Origin of the sequence: Corynebacterium sp. HMSC074C03 (genome assembly GCF_001838285.1) — a bacterium.
In the GTDB taxonomy this organism is placed as follows: domain Bacteria; phylum Actinomycetota; class Actinomycetes; order Mycobacteriales; family Mycobacteriaceae; genus Corynebacterium; species Corynebacterium amycolatum.
The window spans coordinates 79,315-99,797 of sequence record NZ_KV836196.1 but is presented as its reverse complement, the minus strand read 5'-3'; the positions used below and the strand labels follow the sequence as shown (position 1 = coordinate 99,797).

Annotated in this window: 16 protein-coding genes; all 16 read left to right on the top strand. The window is 59.3% G+C overall.

Features of this window, described 5'->3' with window-relative positions:
• Positions 1-70: 70 nt before the first annotated feature.
• The 16 genes from rsmH to HMPREF2847_RS02055 all read left to right on the top strand — a co-directional run bounded on the left by rsmH (position 71) and on the right by HMPREF2847_RS02055 (position 20,221).
• The gene (rsmH, locus tag HMPREF2847_RS02130) at positions 71-1,111 is read left to right on the top strand and encodes a 16S rRNA (cytosine(1402)-N(4))-methyltransferase RsmH (protein ID WP_070851369.1); all 1,041 of its coding nucleotides are present in this window, start codon (positions 71-73) and stop codon (positions 1,109-1,111) included.
• Between the two features lie 65 nt (positions 1,112-1,176).
• Positions 1,177-2,013, top strand: coding sequence for a cell division protein FtsL (locus HMPREF2847_RS02125; RefSeq protein WP_070851368.1), 837 nt, complete (start codon positions 1,177-1,179; stop codon positions 2,011-2,013).
• 170 nt (positions 2,014-2,183) lie between these two features.
• The gene (locus tag HMPREF2847_RS02120) at positions 2,184-4,265 is read left to right on the top strand and encodes a peptidoglycan D,D-transpeptidase FtsI family protein (protein ID WP_083327299.1); all 2,082 of its coding nucleotides are present in this window, start codon (positions 2,184-2,186) and stop codon (positions 4,263-4,265) included.
• A 138-nt stretch (positions 4,266-4,403) separates the two neighbouring features.
• Entirely contained in the window at positions 4,404-5,978 is a 1,575-nt protein-coding gene (locus HMPREF2847_RS02115; protein ID WP_070851366.1) for a UDP-N-acetylmuramoyl-L-alanyl-D-glutamate--2,6-diaminopimelate ligase, read from the top strand.
• Positions 5,979-6,110: 132 nt separating this feature from the next.
• The gene (murF, locus tag HMPREF2847_RS02110; protein ID WP_070851365.1) at positions 6,111-7,637 is read left to right on the top strand and encodes a UDP-N-acetylmuramoyl-tripeptide--D-alanyl-D-alanine ligase; all 1,527 of its coding nucleotides are present in this window, start codon (positions 6,111-6,113) and stop codon (positions 7,635-7,637) included.
• On the top strand, positions 7,638-8,744 hold the full coding sequence (mraY, locus tag HMPREF2847_RS02105) for a phospho-N-acetylmuramoyl-pentapeptide-transferase (RefSeq protein ID WP_070432109.1): 1,107 nt from the start codon (positions 7,638-7,640) through the stop codon (positions 8,742-8,744).
• The gene (gene murD / locus HMPREF2847_RS02100) at positions 8,741-10,219 is read left to right on the top strand and encodes a UDP-N-acetylmuramoyl-L-alanine--D-glutamate ligase (protein WP_070851364.1); all 1,479 of its coding nucleotides are present in this window, start codon (positions 8,741-8,743) and stop codon (positions 10,217-10,219) included. Before mraY ends, murD begins: the two co-directional genes overlap by 4 nt.
• Entirely contained in the window at positions 10,212-12,020 is a 1,809-nt protein-coding gene (gene ftsW / locus HMPREF2847_RS02095) for a putative lipid II flippase FtsW (RefSeq protein ID WP_070851363.1), read from the top strand. The genes murD and ftsW overlap by 8 nt, the downstream gene beginning before the upstream one ends.
• A 4-nt stretch (positions 12,021-12,024) precedes the next feature.
• Positions 12,025-13,197: an undecaprenyldiphospho-muramoylpentapeptide beta-N-acetylglucosaminyltransferase gene (murG, locus tag HMPREF2847_RS02090; RefSeq protein WP_048731177.1), complete on the top strand. Its 1,173-nt coding sequence runs from the start codon at positions 12,025-12,027 to the stop codon at positions 13,195-13,197.
• Positions 13,198-13,210: 13 nt separating this feature from the next.
• The gene (gene murC, locus HMPREF2847_RS02085; protein ID WP_070851362.1) at positions 13,211-14,704 is read left to right on the top strand and encodes a UDP-N-acetylmuramate--L-alanine ligase; all 1,494 of its coding nucleotides are present in this window, start codon (positions 13,211-13,213) and stop codon (positions 14,702-14,704) included.
• A gap of 4 nt (positions 14,705-14,708) precedes the next feature.
• The gene (locus HMPREF2847_RS02080; protein ID WP_070851361.1) at positions 14,709-15,485 is read left to right on the top strand and encodes a cell division protein FtsQ/DivIB; all 777 of its coding nucleotides are present in this window, start codon (positions 14,709-14,711) and stop codon (positions 15,483-15,485) included.
• Positions 15,486-15,753: 268 nt separating this feature from the next.
• Positions 15,754-17,073, top strand: coding sequence for a cell division protein FtsZ (gene ftsZ / locus HMPREF2847_RS02075; protein ID WP_048731171.1), 1,320 nt, complete (start codon positions 15,754-15,756; stop codon positions 17,071-17,073).
• A gap of 6 nt (positions 17,074-17,079) precedes the next feature.
• Positions 17,080-17,802, top strand: coding sequence for a peptidoglycan editing factor PgeF (pgeF, locus tag HMPREF2847_RS02070; RefSeq protein WP_070851360.1), 723 nt, complete (start codon positions 17,080-17,082; stop codon positions 17,800-17,802).
• A 122-nt stretch (positions 17,803-17,924) separates the two neighbouring features.
• Positions 17,925-18,446, top strand: coding sequence for a cell division protein SepF (gene sepF / locus HMPREF2847_RS02065; protein WP_070605634.1), 522 nt, complete (start codon positions 17,925-17,927; stop codon positions 18,444-18,446).
• A gap of 63 nt (positions 18,447-18,509) precedes the next feature.
• Entirely contained in the window at positions 18,510-18,809 is a 300-nt protein-coding gene (locus tag HMPREF2847_RS02060; protein WP_038625790.1) for a YggT family protein, read from the top strand.
• A gap of 398 nt (positions 18,810-19,207) precedes the next feature.
• A complete protein-coding gene (locus tag HMPREF2847_RS02055) occupies positions 19,208-20,221 on the top strand; it encodes a DivIVA domain-containing protein (protein ID WP_049192954.1) in 1,014 nt (337 codons plus the stop codon).
• Positions 20,222-20,483 lie beyond the last annotated feature (262 nt).

Below are 20,483 nucleotides of genomic sequence, written 5' to 3'. Positions count from 1 at the left end.
CGTCAAGCAAACCGGGAATACACTCGATAGATTCTCTGACCAGTGCAAACATACCCGGTGAGGAGGGGAAATGAACGGATCGGCGCCTGCGGATGATCGCAAGTCCGGCGAGTTTGGTCATGTCCCCGTTTTGCTTCATCGAGTAACTGATTTGTTGCGCCCGGGCATCGAGGCACTGGGTGACGACGCAGTAGTTGTCGACGGCACTCTTGGTGCCGGTGGGCACACGGAATATCTGTTGGAGCAGTTCCCGAAGCTCTGCGTTGTTGGACTCGATCGCGACGACAATGCACTGCGCGGGGCAGAAGAACGTCTCGCGCGTTTCGGTGATCGCTTTGTAGGGTTCCGTGTGCGTTTCGATTCGCTCGCCGAGGTGCTTAGTGGTGAGATTCCTGCAGCCGCTGGTGGAAGCGGCGCGGAGAACATTCTTGCCTGCGCCGCTGAGAAGGGTATCGCAGGTGCGCTTTTCGATCTCGGTGTTTCCTCGATGCAGCTTGACCAGGTCAATCGTGGATTCGCCTACCGAGTCGACGCCCCGTTGGACATGCGCATGGATGCAAGCCAGGGGATTACCGCAGCGGATGTGCTCAATACCTATTCGCACGGTGATATCGCGCGCATCCTATCGACTTACGGCGACGAGCGCTTCGCCGGCAGGATTGCCTCGGCAATCCTGCGTGAGCGGGAAAAGGAACCGTTTACCACCTCCGGCCGTCTGGTTGAGCTGCTCTATGAAACCATTCCGGCGGCATCTCGCCGTAAGGGCGGACACCCGGCCAAGCGTACGTTCCAGGCTCTTCGTATCGAGGTAAATCGTGAGCTTGAAGCTATAGAAAATGTGCTGCCGCAGGTCTGCGATGCACTCGCAGTCGATGGGCGTGCAGTGTTCATGAGCTACCAGAGTCTGGAAGACCGCATCGTTAAGAAGGACTTTGCGGAGCGTGTGAAGTCGACAACCCCACCGGGGCTCCCGATGGAGCTTCCGGGGCATGAACCGCACTTCGCTCTCATCACGAGAGGTGCGGAGAAGGCGTCGGCAAGCGAGATCGAAGACAACCCCCGAGCCGCACCGGTGCGAGTTCGCTGTATCGAGCGAATTCGAGCCGATTGACCCAACCCTTTCCAACCGCACCAAACGCACCCTTCACAATCTAAGTACTGGGAGAACTTTCGAGCATGGCAACGACAATCACGGAGCACGCCCCCACCCGGCGCACCTCCCGCGGCGCGTCTGCAACCGTCGCCGGTGCCAAGACGAAGACGCGTCAGCGCGGTCGCAGCGCCCGCACGGAAAAGGATCTTTATCAGCGTCGGCGGTTTGGGCGCACAGGTTCTCAGCAGGTCATCTCGGTGCGGGGGCGCCGCGTTACGACGTCCTCGAGGGATAGCCACAAGTTTGCCGGTGCGGCTCTAATGATTTTTCTCGTTGTCGCGGGCATCGTGATGGCGATGTTCCTGTCTGGTATTTCGACCTCGACATCCTTGCAGCTGGATGCTGCGCAGACCAAGGAAAAGGAGCTGCGTAACCAGCTGGAGGTGCTCGAGCGGGATGTTGCTTACATGAAGTCAACCGGCGCTATCGCGCAGCGTGCCGTGGAAGAGGGCATGGTTAATCCGGAGCAGCCTGCCGTTTTAACTACTGACCCGGAAGGCAAGGTCGTGGAAGTGCGACCGGGCGATGAGAAGCAGCAGAAGATTATCGACCTCAACAGTGAGTCGCCGAATAATCCGCATGCGCCGTCGTCGAACCCGAAGGACACCGAGAATGTTCCGGGGATGCAGGCACCGGCTATTGAGGAAGCGCATCCACGTCCGAACGGGTTGCCGGCTACTGCTCCGTATGCGCCGCAGAACCACGCACCCGCACCAGCACCAGCACCAGCACCTGCGCCGGCTCCGGCACCCGCGCCTGAGGCTGAAGCGCCAGCGCCAGCTCCGGAAGCGCCCGAAGCGCCAGCCTCGGTGCCGGGAGCACCGGAAGCACCGGCACCCGAGCCAGCTCCAGCACCGTAGGAACTTAGAAACTAAACACGGCCAAACTGGCCAACTGTCCGATATTCTGGCGGTTCCACTGTTTCTGGTCAGGCGACTGTAGACTAATTAATTCAGTACTCGCGATGGCAGGGAATACCGCCTAACGTTATCGCGCGCGGGAGAATCGACTTAGTAGAAAGCACTAGCGCATGATTCGATCTGAAGACGACTACCCCAACCGTGGAGGGGGGTATGACTTCGGCGAACGTGCTTACCGAATTACATCCCGTGAGCGCAGAGACCAAAGTCGAGTTCGGGATGGTCAGCGCAGCCGGAGGCTCGATGCTAATACCAACCGAAGCGTGCACCCGCGCGAAAAAATGCGCATTAGTAATAAGGACTTCATCCGGCGTCGCAACTGGCTGCAGTTTATAGGCGCTATCGCAGTCGTAGTGCTGGTCTCCCGTTTGGCTTGGGTGCAGCTCGTCGCAGGTCCTGACCTGTCGGCGGCGGCACAGAATCAGCGCACGGTGGAAGTTGTTGATGCAGCTCGGCGCGGTGCGATTCTCGACCGTAATGGAGCTCAGCTTGCCTTCACGATGGAGGCACGCAGTATTACCGTGCACCCGAACACTTTGCGCAAGTGGATTGGGGACGCACATAAGCAGCGCCCGGATGATGTCGATACCTATGATGAACGCCTCGAGCAGATCGCCAAGGATTTGCCGAAGCTACTCGACGTGGCCGACATCGACGCGGAGAAGTCGGGAAGCAGTCGCCGTCGTCAAGCGGAACCCGAAACCGAGGAGAACTCGGTGATGAGCGCGCCGTCCCGGGTGAGCTCGAAGGACATTCTGGAGAAGCTGCGCAATGAGGACAGCACCTACGAGGTGCTCGTGCGTAATGTCGATCCGGACAAGGCCGCCGCCATCGTGGAAAAGTATCCGGAACTGGTGGCGGAGCGTCAGGATATTCGCCAGTACCCGAATGGGGCGACGGCGGCTAACGTCATCGGCAAGATTGGCATGGACGGCGTCGGTCAATTCGGCTTTGAAGCCTCCCGTGACGCAACTCTGCAGGGTATTAACGGTGGTAAGACCATTGATATCGCTTCTAATGGTGTGGCAATCCCGGGGTCCACGCGCGATGTGCACGCAGCTGTGGACGGTACGACATACGAGCTGACCCTGGACCTCGACATGCAGTACTTTGTCCAGCAGCAGGTCAACCAGGCGAAGGCCAACTCGGGAGCGAAAGATGCGTCGGCAGTTGTGCTCGACGCGAAGACCGGCGAAGTGCTAGCAATGGCGCAGGCGGACACGGCTAACCCGAATAAGGATATGGGGGCCGAGCTCGAAGAGGGGCGCACTATCGGAAACTCCGCTGTATCGAACCCATTTGAGCCGGGCTCTGTAGCAAAGATCATTACCGCCGCGGCCGCTATCGAAGATGGCAAGACCACACCGGATGAGGTTCTGCAGGTCCCGGGCACGATTGATATGGCGGGTGTCACCGTGCGCGATGCATGGGAGCACGGCACGGAAGCTTTCACGACGACCGGTGTATTCGGCAAGTCCTCCAATGTCGGCACCCTAATGCTGGCAGAGCGTTTGGGTCAGGACCGCTTCGCTGAGATGCTGCATCTCTTCGGGCTGGGGCAGTCCACGGGTATCGAGTTGCCCAGTGAATCGTCCGGCTTTGTGCCACAGCGTCCGCAGTGGTCCGGCGGTACATTTGCGAACCTGCCCATTGGTCAGGGTATGGCCATGACACTGCTGCAGATGACAGGAGTTTTCCAGGCAATCGCCAACGATGGCGAGCGCATCCCGCCGCGTATGATTCGTTCGACAATTTCCCCGGACGGCACGAAGACGGCAACAGAGCGCCCGGAAACAGTGCGTGTGGTTAGCCCGGAGACCGCCCAAACTGTGCGCGCTATGTTTGAAGGCGTTATGCAGTCTGATCCCACGGGGCAGCAGTCGGGTACCGCGGCCGGCAATAGTATTGAGGGATACTCGCTCACAGGCAAGACAGGTACGGCGCAGAAGTTTGACCCCGACACCGGCGCGTACTCGAATTCCAAGTACCACATCACATTTGCAGGTATCGCGCCTGCCGACGATCCCCGTTTTGTCATTGGCATCATGCTTGATGAACCCCAGCGCGGTGTCCATGGCGAAGGTGGCCAGTCGGCAGCCCCACTGTTTAAGGACATTGCCGCCTGGGCGCTCAATCGCTACAACGTACCGCCGTCGCCACCCCGCGAGGGCAAGTTGTTGCTGCAGCCGTAACGAGGTCACCACCACAATGAAGTTACAGCGACAGCACTAATACACAGACTTTTATTACTTTGGTTTCTGCAAAGTGAATCTCTTGAATTTTTCCAACCTGTTGTACACCAACGACTGACTTGAAAGAGGGAACAGCCAATGACCGCCACCCTTGCGAAATTGTGTAACCTCGCGCATGGCCGACTTGACAGCATTACCGAATCCGCGGCGGCAGGAACGGATATCGCCGCAATCGAACTCAACGCTGCCGACGTACCTGAAGGCGGAATGTTTGCTGCCGTCCCAGGTACTCGCACGCACGGTGCGCGCTACGCGCAGCAGTCGGCTGCTACAGCGATTCTGACTGATGAGGAAGGTCTGAAAATCCTGCGGGAAGCAGGGGAGACTCGCCCAGTCCTGGTCGTCGACGATGTCCGGGCTGTCATGGGGCACGTTGCTGCAGAAATCTACGATCACCCCTCGGATTCACTGACCATCATTGGAGTTACCGGCACCTCTGGCAAGACCACCACGACCTACATGCTGGAGGGCGCGCTGCTGGCAGCTGGATGCTCGACAGGCATCATTGGTACTACCGGCACGCGCATCAATGGCCGTGCCGTTCCATCGAGCCTGACTACCCCAGAGGCTCCGGCCCTCCAGCGCCTGTTCCACCAGATGCTCTCCGAAGGCGTGACGCATGTTGTCATGGAGGTTTCTTCTCACGCACTGTCGTTGGGGCGTGTAGACGGAGTCAGTTTCGACGTCGGATGTTTCCTCAATCTCTCGCAGGATCACCTGGACTTCCACAAGACCTTGGAAGAGTATTTCCAGGCCAAGGCCAAGCTCTTTGATCCCGCAGGTCCGACACACGCACCGAAAGCTGTCGTGTGCATCGACGACGACTGGGGCGTCCGCATGGCGGATATCGCTGCCGGTGACCCGGATGTCCAAGTCACCACTGTCCACACTCAGCATCGCGTAACCGACAAGACACCAGCTGCCGAGGTTTTTGCAGAATGGCACGCCGCCGCAGCGACCGTCACCACTAATGGTGTCCAGCATGTGGAGCTAACGCGAAATAACACTGACACAGTTGAGGTGGAAGTTCCTCTTCCTGGCGCCTTTAACGTTGCCAATGCCGCAGTTGCGTGGTCTGTTCTCGATGCGATTGGGCATGCCAATGACGCGGCCAAGAGCGGCCTGGCACAGGTTCGTGTGCCGGGCCGGATGGAGCGCATCGATCGCGGACAGGACTTCCTGGCTGTGGTGGACTATGCCCACAAGCCAGCCGCAGTAGCTGAGGTGTTGGCCACATTGCGTGCACAGACCGAAGGTCGCGTGTTGGTTGTCGTCGGCGCCGGTGGCGATCGTGATAGCGCCAAGCGTCCAATTATGGGAGCTGAGGCTGCTTGCGGTGCCGATGTCGTCATCATCACCGATGACAATCCACGCTCTGAGGTGCCCTCTGAAATCCGTGCGGCCGTGGTCGCTGGTGCGAACGAAGCCGTTGCCAGCGGCAAGGCCAGTTCTGACACGGTTGTTGAGGAAATCGGCGATCGTGGCCAGGCAATTCGTCGTGTCGTCGAGCTCGCCCGCAGCGGCGACAGCATCGTGGTGGCAGGCAAGGGACACGAAACCGGCCAGGATATCGGTGGCGTGATTCACCCGTTCGATGACCGTGAACAGCTGGCCGAAGCACTCGCACAGCGACTGAACGGATTCGCTGATTGAGATTGCCGAAATCGCTGAGGAAGCACACCACCTGACATGCCTACCGCGAACCAGTCGCGGTAAGCGAATAAAATCAAGAAATCATCCTTTACTAGGCGCCTGGAACTCTAACCAACAAGGACTATAGACATCATGATTGCCCTGACCGCCGCGGAAATCGCTCACATCGTGGGAGGTGAACTCGTCCACGTCGATGATGACGCCACAGTGACTCAACCCGCAGAATTCGACTCTCGAAAGATCCGCGAAGGCTCGCTCTTCCTCGCCCTGCCGGGCGCGCGGGTCGACGGCCACGACTTCATCGATCAGGCTGTGGCCGCTGGAGCGACGATGGCACTGGCGGCACGAGATGTTGGGCAACCTGCGGTCGTCGTCAAGCCCCTTGGTAAGCAGGACTCCAATGCTGACGCATTTGCACACGATCCGGATGGGTCCGGGGCGGCGGTGCTGGAAGCGCTTGGTAAGTTGGCGCGTTACGTCGTCGACGAGCTGAAGAAGGATCAGCTGCATGTCGTCGGTGTGACGGGTTCGGCGGGAAAGACGTCGACGAAGGACATGATGGCGACGCTGCTGCGTACCGACGGTCCGACGGTGGCTCCGAAGGGGTCGTTTAACAACGAAATTGGGCATCCGTACACGGTGCTGCAGTGCGCTCCGGAGACGAAGTACCTAGTTGCGGAGATGAGCGCGCGCGGAATTGGGCATGTGGCTCACCTGGCGCGCATCGCACCACCGACGATCGGTGCGGTGCTCAATGTTGGTACGGCGCACCTTGGCGAGTTTGGCTCGCGCGAGGCAATCGCGCAGGCTAAGGGCGAGCTCGTGGAAGCGCTGCCGGCTGCGGAGCAGGGCGGCGTGGCCGTACTCAATGCCGACGATGACTACGTCACTGGCATGGCTCCGCGTACCCAGGCGAAGGTGGTGTTCTTCTCTGCCGATGAGAACTCCGAACGCCACGCAACCGCGGATTACCGCGCCACGAATGTGCAGCTCGACGATTTTGCTCGTGCGTCCTTCGACCTGCATATACCGGATGGGCGTACATTCCCGATCCAACTGCAGGTCTATGGTGCGCACCAAGTGGCCAATGCCCTGGCGGCGATTGCGGTGGCAGTGGAGTCCGGTATTGATGCTGAGCAAGTCGCAAAGGCGATGGCCGCGCATGTGGCAGCCTCGGAGCGGCGCATGGATGTCCAGCAGCTCACTGGCAATATCGTCGTTATTAACGACTCCTACAATGCCAACCCTGATTCGATGCGTGCGGGGATTGATGCTCTGGCTCGTACAGCAGCTGGCCCAACGCACCAGGACGCCTCATCGTGGGCGGTGCTGGGACAGATGGGTGAGCTTGGCGATTCCGCTGAGAATGAGCACTCGTCACTGGGCGAGTACCTTGTGGGCCGCGGCATCGATCGACTAATTGCAGTCGGAGAGAGTTCTAATGTGCATGCCTTGGCCGACAAAGCGGAAGAGTTGGGGTTAAATACTTCTAGGGTGCCGGATACATCCGCTGCCGCGGAGTTGGTGGCGGCTGAGGTGCGTCCGAACGATGTTGTGTTAGTCAAGGCCTCCTACGCGGACGGTATGTGGCGGGTCGCGGACTCGCTAGCTGCCAAGGTTGGAACTGCGCCCGAAAGTGAAAGCGGAGAGGAAAAGTAAGTGATTCAACTTATTCTCAGTGGTGCGATTGCATTCCTGGTGAGTGTCTTTTTAACACCAGTGCTTATTCGCAAATTCTCTGCTGAAGGTCTTGGCCAGGAGATTCGTGAAGAAGGGCCGAAGAGCCACCTGCGCAAGCGGGGAACTCCGACCATGGGCGGCATCGCCATCATCGCCGCAATCGTCGCTGGCTATTTCCTCTCTCACCTCGTCACTTATATCCAGACTGGCGTGGGGCCGTCCGCCTCCGGTCTGTTGGTCATGTTCCTGGTTCTGGCGATGGGCGCATTGGGTTTTGCCGATGACTTCATCAAACTCTATAAGGGCCGCAACCTGGGGTTGAACAAGACAGCGAAGCTAGTGGGGCAGCTGGCGGCAGCGTTGATTTTTGGCGTGCTGTTGCTGCAGTTCCCGGATGCGTCAGGCTTGACTCCGGGTACGACGAATTTGTCGCTGATTCGAGATATTCCGTTCCTGAATCTGGCTCCGGGGCCGGTGTGGTTCGGCATGATTGTCTTCCTGGTATTTGTCTTCATCGTCATTGCTGCATGGACAAATGCCGTCAATCTCACTGATGGCCTTGACGGCCTGGCCGCTGGTGCCACCGCGCTGCTGCTGGCCACCTACACGCTGATTTCCTTCTGGCAGTTCCGTAACTCCTGCGACGCTTCGCTGGGTAGCGGCTGCTATGACGTCCGCGATCCACTGGATATCGCCGTTATTTCCGTCGCGGGTCTGGGCGCCTGCTTGGGCTTCCTGTGGTGGAATGCAGCGCCGGCAAAGATCTTCATGGGAGATACCGGTTCGTTGGCTCTTGGCGGTTTGGTAGCGGGTCTGTCATTTGTCACCAAGACTGAGCTGCTGATGGTTATCATTGGCTTCATCTTCGTGATGGAAGTTGCTTCCGTGGCAATCCAGATTGCGGTTTTCCAGACGACTGGCAAGCGCGTATTCCGCATGGCTCCTCTCCATCACCACTTCGAAAACGGAGGTTGGGCGGAGACAACTGTTGTCGTTCGCTTCTGGCTACTCGCAGGCATTTTCAACATGATTGGTGCAGCCATCTTCTACAGTGACTGGCTCTCTCAGGTAGGCGTATTTCAATGATTAACTCACCAGACCCGACCAACCTCACCGATATCCGAAACCTCGACTTAGTCGCTACGGTGCGCTCTGGTCGAGTTCTGGTGGCAGGAGCCGGGGTTTCCGGTCGCGGTGCCATTGCGATGCTCAAGGACATCGGCTGTCCGGAAGTTGTCGTCGTGGACGACTCCGCTCTCGGCGCACTGGTTGCCGCTGACTTTTCGGTTCGGCATGTCACGACTGCAGACGCTCGCGACGAGCTTGCCGACGCGGTTGCGATTGTGACCTCCCCGGGGTGGCGTCCGACCAGTCCGCTGTTCGACGCTGCCGCTGAGGCCGGTGTCCCGGTATTCGGTGATGTGGCGCTGGCTTTCGCTGGTGACTGTGCCCAGCTGTGGGGGCCGAAACGTACCTGGTTGGTAGTCACCGGCACTAATGGCAAGACCACAACTACCTCCATGCTGGCCGCCATGCTCGGGGAGCAGGGCGCTGCTGTGGGCAACATTGGCGTGGCTCTGTACGATGCACTGACCGCTGAGCCTCGTATCGAGGTGTTGGCCGCAGAGCTGTCCAGCTTCCAACTGCACTGGGCGCCGAATATTCGCCCAGATGCGGGAGTACTGCTGAACCTGGCGGAAGACCACATCGACTGGCACGGTTCTTACGAAAACTACGGTCTGGACAAGACCCGTGCGCTGCGTGGTGCTGTCGCAATCTACGGCGCGGATGACGCCGATGTCGTCGAGCACGTGGAAAAGATGCTGAAAAACGATGAGCTCGGCAACTCCGTCGTGGGCTTCACCGATGGTCCCCCGGAGGCACACCAGGTCGGAGTTCGCGATGGCATGATTGTCGACCGCGCTTTTGGCGGTGGCGATGCCGCAGATGACGACTCTGAGCCGGGCATTGTCATCGCACCGGTAGCGGGAATTTCTCCTCCCGGCCGGGCAGGTGTTCTCGATGCGGTGGCCGCCACCGCGATGGCGCGCAGTATCGGTACATCACCGGAGCAAATTGCAGCGGCGCTGGAGACTTTCGAAGTCCGCGCACACCGCGGTCAGATCGTCCATAAGACAAATGATGTCGTGTGGATTGATGACTCCAAGGCCACCAATCCCCACGCTGCCGACGCGGCACTGTCCGGCCATGAACGTGTTGTTTGGATTGTCGGTGGCCAGCTCAAGGGCGCGGAAATCTCGCCGCTAGTGGCAAAGCATGCTCATCGCCTGCAGGCCGCCGTGGTTCTGGGCGTCGATAGGCAACTAGTCAGCGATGCGCTCTCCCGCATCGCACCTGCTGTGCCGGTCGTTGTCATCGATGACACCGACAAGGTCGATGCCATGGCGAAGGTCTGTATGGCAGCTAGTGAATATGCCAATCCGGGGGACGTGGTGCTATTGGCACCAGCTGCCGCCAGCTTGGACATGTACTCCGGTATGGCTGAACGCGGCGACTTGTTCGCGCAATGGGCGCAGAAGGTGACATCAACTGATGGATAACTCCCGCAAGGCTCGTAATTTAAGCGCTAGCGCCGCGACAGCACAAAAGGGGACGAAGGCCACCAAGTCACAACAGCCCTCGTCGTCAAGCACTAGTGCTCGAGAGCGGCCGGCGTGGGTGGAGCGTTTTAACGACTGGAAGTCGCGCCCGCTGTTCGACTACCACCTGCTGATGATTATCGTCGCACTGCTGACGTCTATCGGCCTGGTGATGGTGCTGTCGGCATCCATGGCCAGTGCGGGTAACGACTCGGGCAGCGTGTGGTCGGTGTTTATCCGCCAGCTGGTCATGGTGGTGGCGGGTCTCATCTCCATGTGGATCGTGTTGCGAATGCGGGTGGAGCTGATTCGCTCGCTATCGACGGCAGCGCTGATTCTGTCCTTTGTGCTTCTGGTTTTGGTGATTATCCCTGGCATCGGCATTGGCCTGGAGGAAACCGGTGCGCGTTCGTGGCTGAGTATTGGTGGTATCACCATGCAGCCATCAGAAATCGCGAAAATTGCGCTGGCATTGTGGGGCTCGAAGCTACTGGCTGAGAAGGTCCGCACTGCTGTGTCCTACACCGATTTATTTGGGCTGTTTGGCGTGGTCAGCTTCGTGATATTGGCACTGGTGATGCTACAGCGTGACCTCGGCATGGTTGCTTCTATGGCGTTCGTCGTGGTGGCGTTGGCGTGGTTTGCTGGCCTGCCGCGAGTCTTTATCACCGGGCTTCTTGCTGCAGCGGCTTTTGCCATGGTGATTTTCACCGTCACCGCGGGTTTCCGTTCGGCGCGAATCAGGGTCTACTTGGACTCGCTGCTCGGTAACTTCAACGACGTGCAGGGCGATGCCTACCAGTCTTACCAGGGCTTTCTTTCGCTTGCCGACGGATCTCTCACCGGTGTCGGTCTCGGTCAGTCGAGCGCGAAGTGGGGATACCTACCGGAGGCGAAGAATGACTTCATTTTCGCCATTATCGGTGAGGAGACTGGTTTCCTCGGCGCGCTGATGGTTATTTTGCTCTATGCAGCGCTCGGCTGGGTGGGACTTCGTATCGCCGGTCGCCAGAACGATCCGTTTCTCCGTTTGCTCGCGGGCACGATTACTGCTGCAACCGTGGTGCAGGCCTTCATCAACATTGGCTACGTCGTTGGTGCGTTGCCAGTGACTGGTCTGCAGCTGCCGCTGATTTCCGCCGGTGGTACATCGGCGATGGTGACGTTGTTCTCGATGGGGCTGCTGGCCACATGTGCCCGCCACGAATCGGAAGCAGTCTCTGCAATGCAGACTTCGGGCCGTCCGGCGCTGGATAGGTTCCTGGGTATTCCGGAGCCGATTCCGTATGACGAATCGCGTCGCCACGCGCCGAAGGTGCGTGCCCATCGCGATCCGCAACGCTTCGGCCCTCCCGTGGTGACCAGTGGAGCGCGTACTCCACGCGGCGAGGGGGCGCAGGTGCGGGAAACCTACAGCGGCCGAGCTGACCGATCCAATCGGGCCGGCCGTAGTGGAGGCAGCCGCAGTGGTCGAGGTGCCGCCTCGCAGCGTCGCTCCCGAACCTCCGGCAGCTCCGGAAACTCGGGCAGCGTTCGTGGCCGCGAAGTGGATTATTCCTCTCGTAGTGACAACGGACGGGCTTGGGGATTTACAGCGAGGTCGCCGCGGGCTGGACGGGCACAGGGCTCCTGGTCGTCGTCAAGCTCAGGTCGGGGCAGTAGGATTCGGGGCGAAGGCCGTGGCGGACAGTCGCGTTCGCGCCAGCGCCCGGGCCGAAACAATAGGAATGGCGGTTCAGCACCGCGGAGGAGGAATCGATAACACCATGGCAGACAAGAATCTGGGCGCAGCCGCTGGGGCGAAAGGCGCTTCGGAGTCTGAGCAGTTTCTCAAGGAAGATGGCTCTGCTCCGACCATTGTGGTGGCCGGCGGTGGTACGGCTGGCCATATCGAACCCGCACTGGCAGTGGCGGATGCGATTTTGAACCTGCAGCCGGAAGCCCGCGTCATTGCACTCGGTACGAATCGGGGGCTGGAGTCGACCCTCGTACCGGCGCGAGGCTATGACTTGGAGCTAATTCCGCCAGTGCCGGTGCCGCGCAAGCCGACTGCGGATTTGTTCAAGCTGCCTCTCAACGTCGCTCGTGCGGTGCGTGAGACCCGCAAGGTTTTCAAGCGTATTGACGCTGATGCGGTCATCGGTTTTGGCGGCTACGTATCGGCACCTGCCTACATGGCGTGTCGTGCGGGGAAGAGGATTCCGTTCCTGGTTCACGAGGCCAACGCCCGTGCGGGTCTGGCCAATAAGCTCGGTGTCGCACTCGGTGGCGTCGGCCTGGCCGCTGTGACCGGTTCGGGTCTGAAGGCCGAGGTCGTCGGCAATCCCGTGCGTGCCAGCCTCGCGGCGCTGGACCGCGACGCCAAGCGTGCCGAAGCCCGCGAGTTCTTCGGTTTACCGCAGGAGGGACCGGTGCTCTTTGTCACCGGTGGTTCGCAGGGGGCGCGTTCCATCAACGAAGCTGTCAGCGGTGCAGCCGCAGAGCTCGCCCAGGCCGGTGTATCCGTACTGCATGCCTACGGAAAGAAGAATCACGTCGAGGTCGAGTCCATCCGCGAGGACGCCCCCTATGTCGCTGTGCCGTACATCGACCGGATGGATCTGGCGTACTCCGCCGCTGACCTGATTTTGTGCCGTTCCGGTGCGATGACGGTAGCTGAAGTCTCAGCTGTCGGCCTGCCTGCGGTGTATGTACCGCTGCCACACGGAAATGGGGAACAGGCACTCAACGCCACCGATGTCATCGATGCTGGCGGCGGCATTCTCATCGCCGACGAGTCGCTGACTGCGGCATCAGTTTCGGATATCGTAATTCCGCTGGTCACGTCCCCTGAAAAGCTTGCCGACGGGCGCCGCGCCCTGGCCAATATCGGACATGGTAACGCTGCGGAGAACATCGCCCGTCGGGTGCTGTCTGCGGCTGTGAACTCTAAGAAGTAAAGCGAGCATAAACATGAACGTTAATTTCGATGGCTTTCAGCCGGTAACGGGAGAGCTGCCCGCAAGTGTCCACATGATTGGCATTGGCGGTGCCGGCATGTCCGGTATCGCTCGCATCCTGTTGGCGCGTGGCATTCGTGTTACCGGTTCCGATGTCAAGGAGTCCCGCGCGGTGGTGGGACTGCGTGCGATGGGAGCCACCATCGCCATTGGCCATGACCGTGCGAATCTCGAGCTGGCCGGTGAGGGAGAGCTGCCGGAGGCAGTGGTCATTTCCTTCGCAGCTATTCCGAAGACGAATCCGGAGCTGGCCGGTGCACATGAGCTGGACATTCCGGTGCTCAAGCGTTCCGATGTGCTAGCGCTGTTGATGCAGGACTCCAGGGCTCTTCTGATTGCCGGTACTCACGGCAAAACCTCTACTACGTCGATGACCGTCGCCGCTTTGCAGGCAGCCGGTTTGGATCCGTCTTTTGCTGTTGGCGGTCTAATGAGCAAGGCCGGTGTCAATGCTCACCAGGGCAGCGGTGACGTCTTTGTTGCTGAGGCCGATGAGTCGGATGCCTCGTTGTTGACTTACCAGCCGCAAGTGGCCGTAATTACCAACATCGAGCCCGATCACCTGGACTTTTTCGGGGACGACGAGACCTACTACGCCGTCTTTGACGCTTTTGCAGAGCGCATTAAAGATGGCGGTCATCTGGTCGTCTGTGCTGAGGATCCGCATGCGGCCGCATTGGGCGAGCGCGCGGTGGAACGCGGCATTAACGTGCTGGCTTATGGTGGGGAAGAAGCCTTGGCTGAACACCCGACGCTGCCGGTCGGTGCCGTTTTGCACGGCTGGACTCCCGTCGGTGGTGGCGCCCGCGTGGAGGCCACCGTTGGTTCGACATCGGTGAGGTTTGAACTGCATCAGCCCGGCCGTCACATGGCGCTCAACGCGCTGGCCGCAATGGTTGGTGGCGACTGCGTCGGGGCAGATTTGGGGCGTATGGCACGCGGTCTTGGTGAATTCACCGGTGTCCGTCGTCGCTTCGACTACCACGGCACTATCGGCGAGGGGCCATTTGTTGGTGCTCGTATCTACGACGACTACGCGCATCACCCGACCGAGGTCTCCGCAGTTCTCGGCGCAGCTCGGGAATTGGTCACCGAGGCCGGTCGTGGCAATGTCATCGCTGTTTTCCAGCCTCACTTGTACTCGCGTACTCGCAACTTTGCCGACGAGTTCGCTGCCGCCCTGTCGCTGGCGGACGAGGCCGTTTTACTCGACGTCTTCGGTGCCCGCGAGGAGCCACTGCCGGGCGTCGACGGTGCGCTCGTTGCCAACAAAATGACCATCCCTGTGACGTATGAGCCGCATTTCGCAAGTGTCCCGGCTCGCGTCCGCGAAATCGCCGAACCGCACGATGTCATCTTGACCATCGGCGCTGGCTCTGTGACTATGCTTGCCGACGAAATCGTGCGCGAGCTCAGCGGAGACAACGACGAACAGGTGGAGTCGTAGCACTGTGAAAACCAGCCGAAAGCAATCTCAGCAGACCGACGGTGCAGACCAGGGCACAGCCGTGTCGCGGCGACAGCGTTCAGCGCGCGCCCCGCGACGCGGCTGGCTCATCGGCGGTGGCCTGGTCGCGATTATCGCCATTGTTGCAGCGGTGGTGTGGTTTTCGCCGTGGCTGGTTGTGAAAAACATCGATGTTGAAGGCGTCGTCCACGGGGATAAAGACGCAATTGTCGAGGCCAGTGGTATCTCCGAGAATCAAAAGCTCATTCGCTTGGACACGGATGCCTCAGCGCGCTCCGTGGCGGGGCAGCCGTGGGTCGATAGCGTGACCGTCAGTCGTTCATGGCCGCAGAGCGTGACTATTTCGGTACGGGAATTCACCCCGGTGGTGTTTGTCCGTGCCACTGACGGAGAGCATCTGTTTTCCGCAAATGGGCAGGAGTTCGTCACGGCGGCCCCGCCTCCGGGTGTCATCGAAGTTGTTGATGCACCTCGCGTGGATGAGCCAACAGACGGCAAAGTTGACCCCGAACCGCGCGTTATCAAGGCGGTTTTGAACGTCGTCAAGGCGTTGCCGGAGCCCGTCGCACACCGTGTGGAGCGGATTAGCGCGCCTTCCGAGGCAGAAATCAAGCTATTTCTGACCGATGGATACGAGGTGTACTTCGGGTCCTCGGATAATGCGGCAGAAAAAGCGCGTGCGACGGAGATTGTCCTGAACCGTGGCGAGAAGATTTGGAATGTCTCCAACCCCCGACTACCCGCTGCAAAGGGAGAGTAGAGAATGGTGGTGTCTGGAGTGATTTCTGTGGCTAAACACTATCCCTCAAGTGCAGGTTTAAGGTAGCGACACGCGCTAAAAGGTCGCTGAATTATTTGCAGTTTTCGACCACAATGGGGTCAACAGCTTTTCGGCCATGATGCACTTCTTCCGTGCGGTGTCATGGAGAGCTGTACTGCCCGGCGGTGCCAATGCTGTCGTGCGGCCCATGTGCAACGTGGCTAGATGAAATTATTTAGGACCTATAGGAAAGGGCGAGAAACGCGCAATGACCTCCCCGAATAACTACCTCGCCGTTATCAAAGTCGTCGGTGTCGGCGGCGGTGGCGTCAATGCTGTCAATCGCATGATCGAGGAGGGGCTGAAGGGTGTCGAATTTATCGCAGTCAACACCGACTCGCAGGCCCTGATGTTCTCCGACGCTGATGTCAAGCTCGACATCGGGCGTGAGGCAACTCGTGGTCTGGGAGCTGGCGCTAACCCCGAGGTTGGCCGCACTTCTGCGGAAGACCACAAGGATGAGATTGAAGAGACCCTCAAGGGCGCCGATATGGTCTTCGTTACCGCAGGTGAGGGCGGTGGCACCGGTACTGGTGCAGCTCCGGTTGTCGCGAGCATCGCCAAGAAGTCCGGCGCCCTGACCGTCGGCGTAGTAACCAAGCCGTTCGACTTCGAGGGCAAGCGCCGTGCGCGCCAGGCCGCTGAGGGCATTGAAACCCTCAAGGAGGTCTGTGACACCCTTATCACCATTCCGAACCAGCGTCTGCTGCAGATTGGTGAGCAGGATCTGTCCATGATGGACGCGTTCCGCTTTGCCGACGAGATTCTTTACAACGGTGTCCAGGGTATTACTGACCTGATTACCATTCCGGGCATGATTAACGTCGACTTCGCCGACGTCCGCTCGGTAATGGCGGAGGCTGGCTCGGCTCTGATGGGCGTTGGTTCCGCACGCGGCGACGACCGTGTGATGAACGCCGCTACTCAGGCCATTAACTCCCCGCTGCTGGAGTCCACCATGGATGGTGCACAGGGTGTGCTTATTTCCGTCGCCGGCGGCTCCGACCTCGGCCTGATGGAGGTCAACGCTGCCGCGTCCATCGTGGAGGAAAAGGCTGACCCGGATGCCAACATCATCTTCGGTACCATTATCGACGACAACCTCGGTGACGAAGTTCGTGTCACTGTGATTGCTACCGGTTTTGAGCAGGGTAATGGCAACCCGCTGGATAAGCCAGCTGCAGGTGCCGCTGCACGTCCGGCTGCACAGGATGCCGAGGCACGTTCGGCTGCTGAGCAGGCGCCGCGCCAGGGCAGCGCACTGCCGGGCGGTGACAATCTCGGCGCTCCGGCTCCACGTTCGGAGGAAGAGCGCCCGGTCGCACAGCCGCGCGAGCGTGAGGACCGCGACCGCTTTGTCCCGCGCACGAACCCGAACAGCGGTGGTCTGTTCACCGACAACCCGACACCGCGTACGCAGGAAAACCGCAACTACCGTGGTGCTCACCGTGACGAGGATCGCGATGACCGCGATGATCGTCGTGGTGGCTACCAGGCCTCCAGTGACCTGCCGGAGTGGGGCTTCTAAGAAATCATGACTGAATCCCGCCGCAGCCGAAAAATTCTGACGAATCGGCGCGGCGGGTTTTCGCTGCCACCATATGATTCCTTCAATCTTGGAGATCATGTCGGCGATGACCCGTCCGCAGTCGAACGCAACCGCCAGCGGTTGGCCGATTCTCTGGGAATCGACCGCGCCCGCTTCGTCTACATGGAGCAGCTTCACACCAACACGGTCACCGTCGTTAACGAACCACAAACTGAGCCTGTCCCGGCTACCGATGCCATCGTCACGACCACGCCGGGTCTCGCGCTGGTAGTGCTCGTTGCCGATTGCGTTCCCGTCTTGCTTTCCGACGATCATGCGGGTGTCGCCGCTGCGGTACACGCGGGGCGGACTGGTGCCCGCAACGGAATCGTTCGTAAATCTGTCGAAAAGATGATTGAGCTCGGTGCCACGCCCGAGAATATCCATGCGCTTCTCGGTGCAGCGGCTTCTGGTCACAATTACGAGGTGCCTGAGTCGATGGCCGATGATGTCGATAAGCACTTGCCCGGAGCGAAGACGCGGACGAAGCAGGGGACTGCCGGTGTCGACGTGCGCGCCGGCCTGTTGCGTCAGCTCTATGACCTCGGCGTGCGGCATGTCAACGTCGAGCCCAGCTGCACTATTGACAATGAGCAGTACTTTTCTTACCGGCGGGAGGGAAAAACTGGCCGTCAGGCGGGCATCGTGATCCTGTCTGAGCAGGACTAAGTTTCAAAGTTGTAATTTTGGCTCGCCAAATTTGCGCGTGTCTATGCGATATTGCTGACCCAGCCGGTAGGTTGTGGGTAGCACAGACTTAAATTCGCACACTAAGAAGGACGTAGCAGAAGATGGCTGATTTCTTCCGTGGGGTTTCAAATTTCTTCGGTCTTACCCCGACTGATGACGCGGCTTACGACGAGCACTACGACGAGTTTGACCGCCGTGACGAGGAGCGTTTTGATGACTCCTATGCCGACTCGCGTCGTGCGGAGCGCCACCGCTACGAGCTGCGCGAAGAGGCTCCACGTGAGGCTGCAAGTGTGAACTCCCGCGAGGAGGACTACCGCTACGGCAACCTGCACTCCGTTGCTGAGACCAAGGAACCAGAGCAGGTCTTTATCAAGCCGGAAAGTGGTTTCCAGGACAAGTACTCCAAGGCTCCGGACATCGGTTCACACTTCCGCGACGGTGACATCGTCACCTTCGATCTGAGTGGGCTCGACCCATCTGAGGCTAAGCGCTACGTCGACTTCGTTGCTGGACTGGTTTTCGGTCTGCGCGGCCGGATCAAGGCTGACGGCTCCGTGTTTACCCTGTACCCGCACGGCTGCGATGTCAACGAGGGACAGTTCGACCGGATGTCCGGCTAGTCAGCCGGCTCGCATGACTTGTTAGTGTTTCGTATTTCGATTAATTAGCTAGACTGTTTATTCGTGTCTTCACTACTGCTAGTTCTGCTAATCCTGCTGAAGCTTTTCACCTATCTGCTGTTGGCTCGCATCGTGATTGAAATGATTCAGTCATTTTCTCGCTCCTGGCGACCAGGCAGGGTGTTTTCGTCGATTGGCGAAATTGTCTTTGTCATCACCGACCCGCCGGTGAAGCTGTTACGCCGACTCATCCCGCCTATGCCGATGGGCAACGTGATGGTGGACATGTCTGTGCTTGTTTTGTTCTTCATCCTTATGATTCTGCGAATGGTGCTGCAGGTAGCTCTCGGCGCGGTGGCGTAAATATCGCTAACTGTTTGCTTGGGGTCCACAATGTGGATTTCGGTGGAGCTGTGTTGTTTTGGCTGTCCCGAATGTGATGTTCTCGGGCATTGAATTGCTGCCGGGGGTGTTAATCGGGGGCAATAATAGGAACCCGTTGGGGAATGTAATCCCCAACGGGTTTTTGTTGTGTCGGGGGTAAAGTTCTGTGGCTAAAGGTGCAGGGTAAGGGCGAGGTTTAATGTTTTACTAGAACTTTGCCACTGGTTAGAACGTGGGGGATAGAGTCCTGCCCAAAATAAATGGGGTGAGGACTGTGACTAGAGCAGGTAGGATTGGCCGGGTAAACAGTACTACTGGAAATAATTCTCTTAAGATTTCTTAAGAACTGTCCGCTCAAAGTGTTAGGGGAACTCACCATGCCGTTGACTCCGGCTGATGTGCATAATGTGGCTTTCAGCAAGCCTCCGATTGGCAAGCGTGGTTACAACGAGGACGAGGTCGATCAGTTCCTCGACCTCGTGGAGGACGCACTGGGTGAGCTCCAGGATGAAAACGCTGAGCTGCGCCAGCGCGTTGAAGACCTTGAAGGTCAGCTAGAGCAGGGTGGCGGCGCAGACTATGCCGCTTCCGGTGCTGCCGCTGCGACACCGGCTGTCGATGAGGACAAGCTGCGCAAGGAAATTGAGCAGGAACTGCGCGCTGAGTACAACGAGCGCCTGAGCGCTCAGCAGCAGGAGATTGAGGCTCACTACCAGGATCGTCTGGATGCTCTCGAGAAGCGTGCTTCTGAGGCAGAGGCTTCTGCACAGCAGGCTTCCTCCGCATCTGCGGAGCAGCCGCAGGCAGTTGCAGCAAGCACCGGCACTGAGTCGCAGGAAGTTAGCCTCCGCGCTGCTCGTATCCTGCAGGCTGCTCAGGACACCGCTGATCGCGTCACCACTGACGCCTACGCTGAGGCCAACAAGCTTGTCACCGAGGCTCGTGAGAACGCTGACCGCACCGTGGCAGAGGCCAATGAAGAGGCCGAGCGCACTATCACCAACGCTCGCAATGAGGCAGACGCAACTTTGGCTGATGCCAAGGAGCGCAGTGAGCAGCTGCTGGCTGATGCCCGCAACGAGTCTGAGTCGACCCTCACTGACGCTCGCCAGCGCAGCGAGCAGATGATCAGCGACGCAGACGCTCGCTCTAACGCCACCATCACCGCAGCGCAGCAGAAGGCAACCGCGCTGCAGGATGATGCAGAGCGCAAGCACCACGAGATCATGACCACCGTCAAGGAGCAGCAGACCGCTCTGGAGGGTCGCATCGAGGAGCTGCACATCTTCGAGCGCGAGTACCGCACCCGCCTGAAGACCTTCCTGGAGTCCCAGCTGGACGACCTGAACTCTCGCGAGTCGGCTGCCCCGGCCGACGGCTACAACAACTAATTACGTAGCCAGCACGTAGAAAATCACCACGCTCGGCTCCCCAGGGAGGGGAGGCAGAGTGCGGTGGTTTTCTGTTATCGTTCCCTGCGAACCAAGCGCATTCTTTGTTCCGGTCAGGGTTGTAGTAGTTGCCTGAGAGACTGCTATACTGACACCCATACGCGCAATGAGCCGGCCATCACCGGGGAGCGTTTCGGAAGAACGGTTCAGCAGAAAATGGGCCCAGTAGAACCGAACGGTTTGGCACCGTTACAAAGCCTTA

What these genes read in the sequence shown, in the direction of transcription:
- rsmH (WP_070851369.1), top strand. Translation starts at nt 71, where the DNA reads ATGAACGGATCGGCGCCTGCGGATGATCGCAAGTCCGGCGAGTTTGGT.
- HMPREF2847_RS02125 (WP_070851368.1), top strand. Translation starts at nt 1,177, where the DNA reads ATGGCAACGACAATCACGGAGCACGCCCCCACCCGGCGCACCTCCCGC.
- HMPREF2847_RS02120 (WP_083327299.1), top strand. Translation starts at nt 2,184, where the DNA reads ATGATTCGATCTGAAGACGACTACCCCAACCGTGGAGGGGGGTATGAC.
- HMPREF2847_RS02115 (WP_070851366.1), top strand. Translation starts at nt 4,404, where the DNA reads ATGACCGCCACCCTTGCGAAATTGTGTAACCTCGCGCATGGCCGACTT.
- murF (WP_070851365.1), top strand. Translation starts at nt 6,111, where the DNA reads ATGATTGCCCTGACCGCCGCGGAAATCGCTCACATCGTGGGAGGTGAA.
- murD (WP_070851364.1), top strand. Translation starts at nt 8,741, where the DNA reads ATGATTAACTCACCAGACCCGACCAACCTCACCGATATCCGAAACCTC.
- ftsW (WP_070851363.1), top strand. Translation starts at nt 10,212, where the DNA reads ATGGATAACTCCCGCAAGGCTCGTAATTTAAGCGCTAGCGCCGCGACA.
- murG (WP_048731177.1), top strand. Translation starts at nt 12,025, where the DNA reads ATGGCAGACAAGAATCTGGGCGCAGCCGCTGGGGCGAAAGGCGCTTCG.
- murC (WP_070851362.1), top strand. Translation starts at nt 13,211, where the DNA reads ATGAACGTTAATTTCGATGGCTTTCAGCCGGTAACGGGAGAGCTGCCC.
- ftsZ (WP_048731171.1), top strand. Translation starts at nt 15,754, where the DNA reads ATGACCTCCCCGAATAACTACCTCGCCGTTATCAAAGTCGTCGGTGTC.
- pgeF (WP_070851360.1), top strand. Translation starts at nt 17,080, where the DNA reads ATGACTGAATCCCGCCGCAGCCGAAAAATTCTGACGAATCGGCGCGGC.
- sepF (WP_070605634.1), top strand. Translation starts at nt 17,925, where the DNA reads ATGGCTGATTTCTTCCGTGGGGTTTCAAATTTCTTCGGTCTTACCCCG.
- HMPREF2847_RS02055 (WP_049192954.1), top strand. Translation starts at nt 19,208, where the DNA reads ATGCCGTTGACTCCGGCTGATGTGCATAATGTGGCTTTCAGCAAGCCT.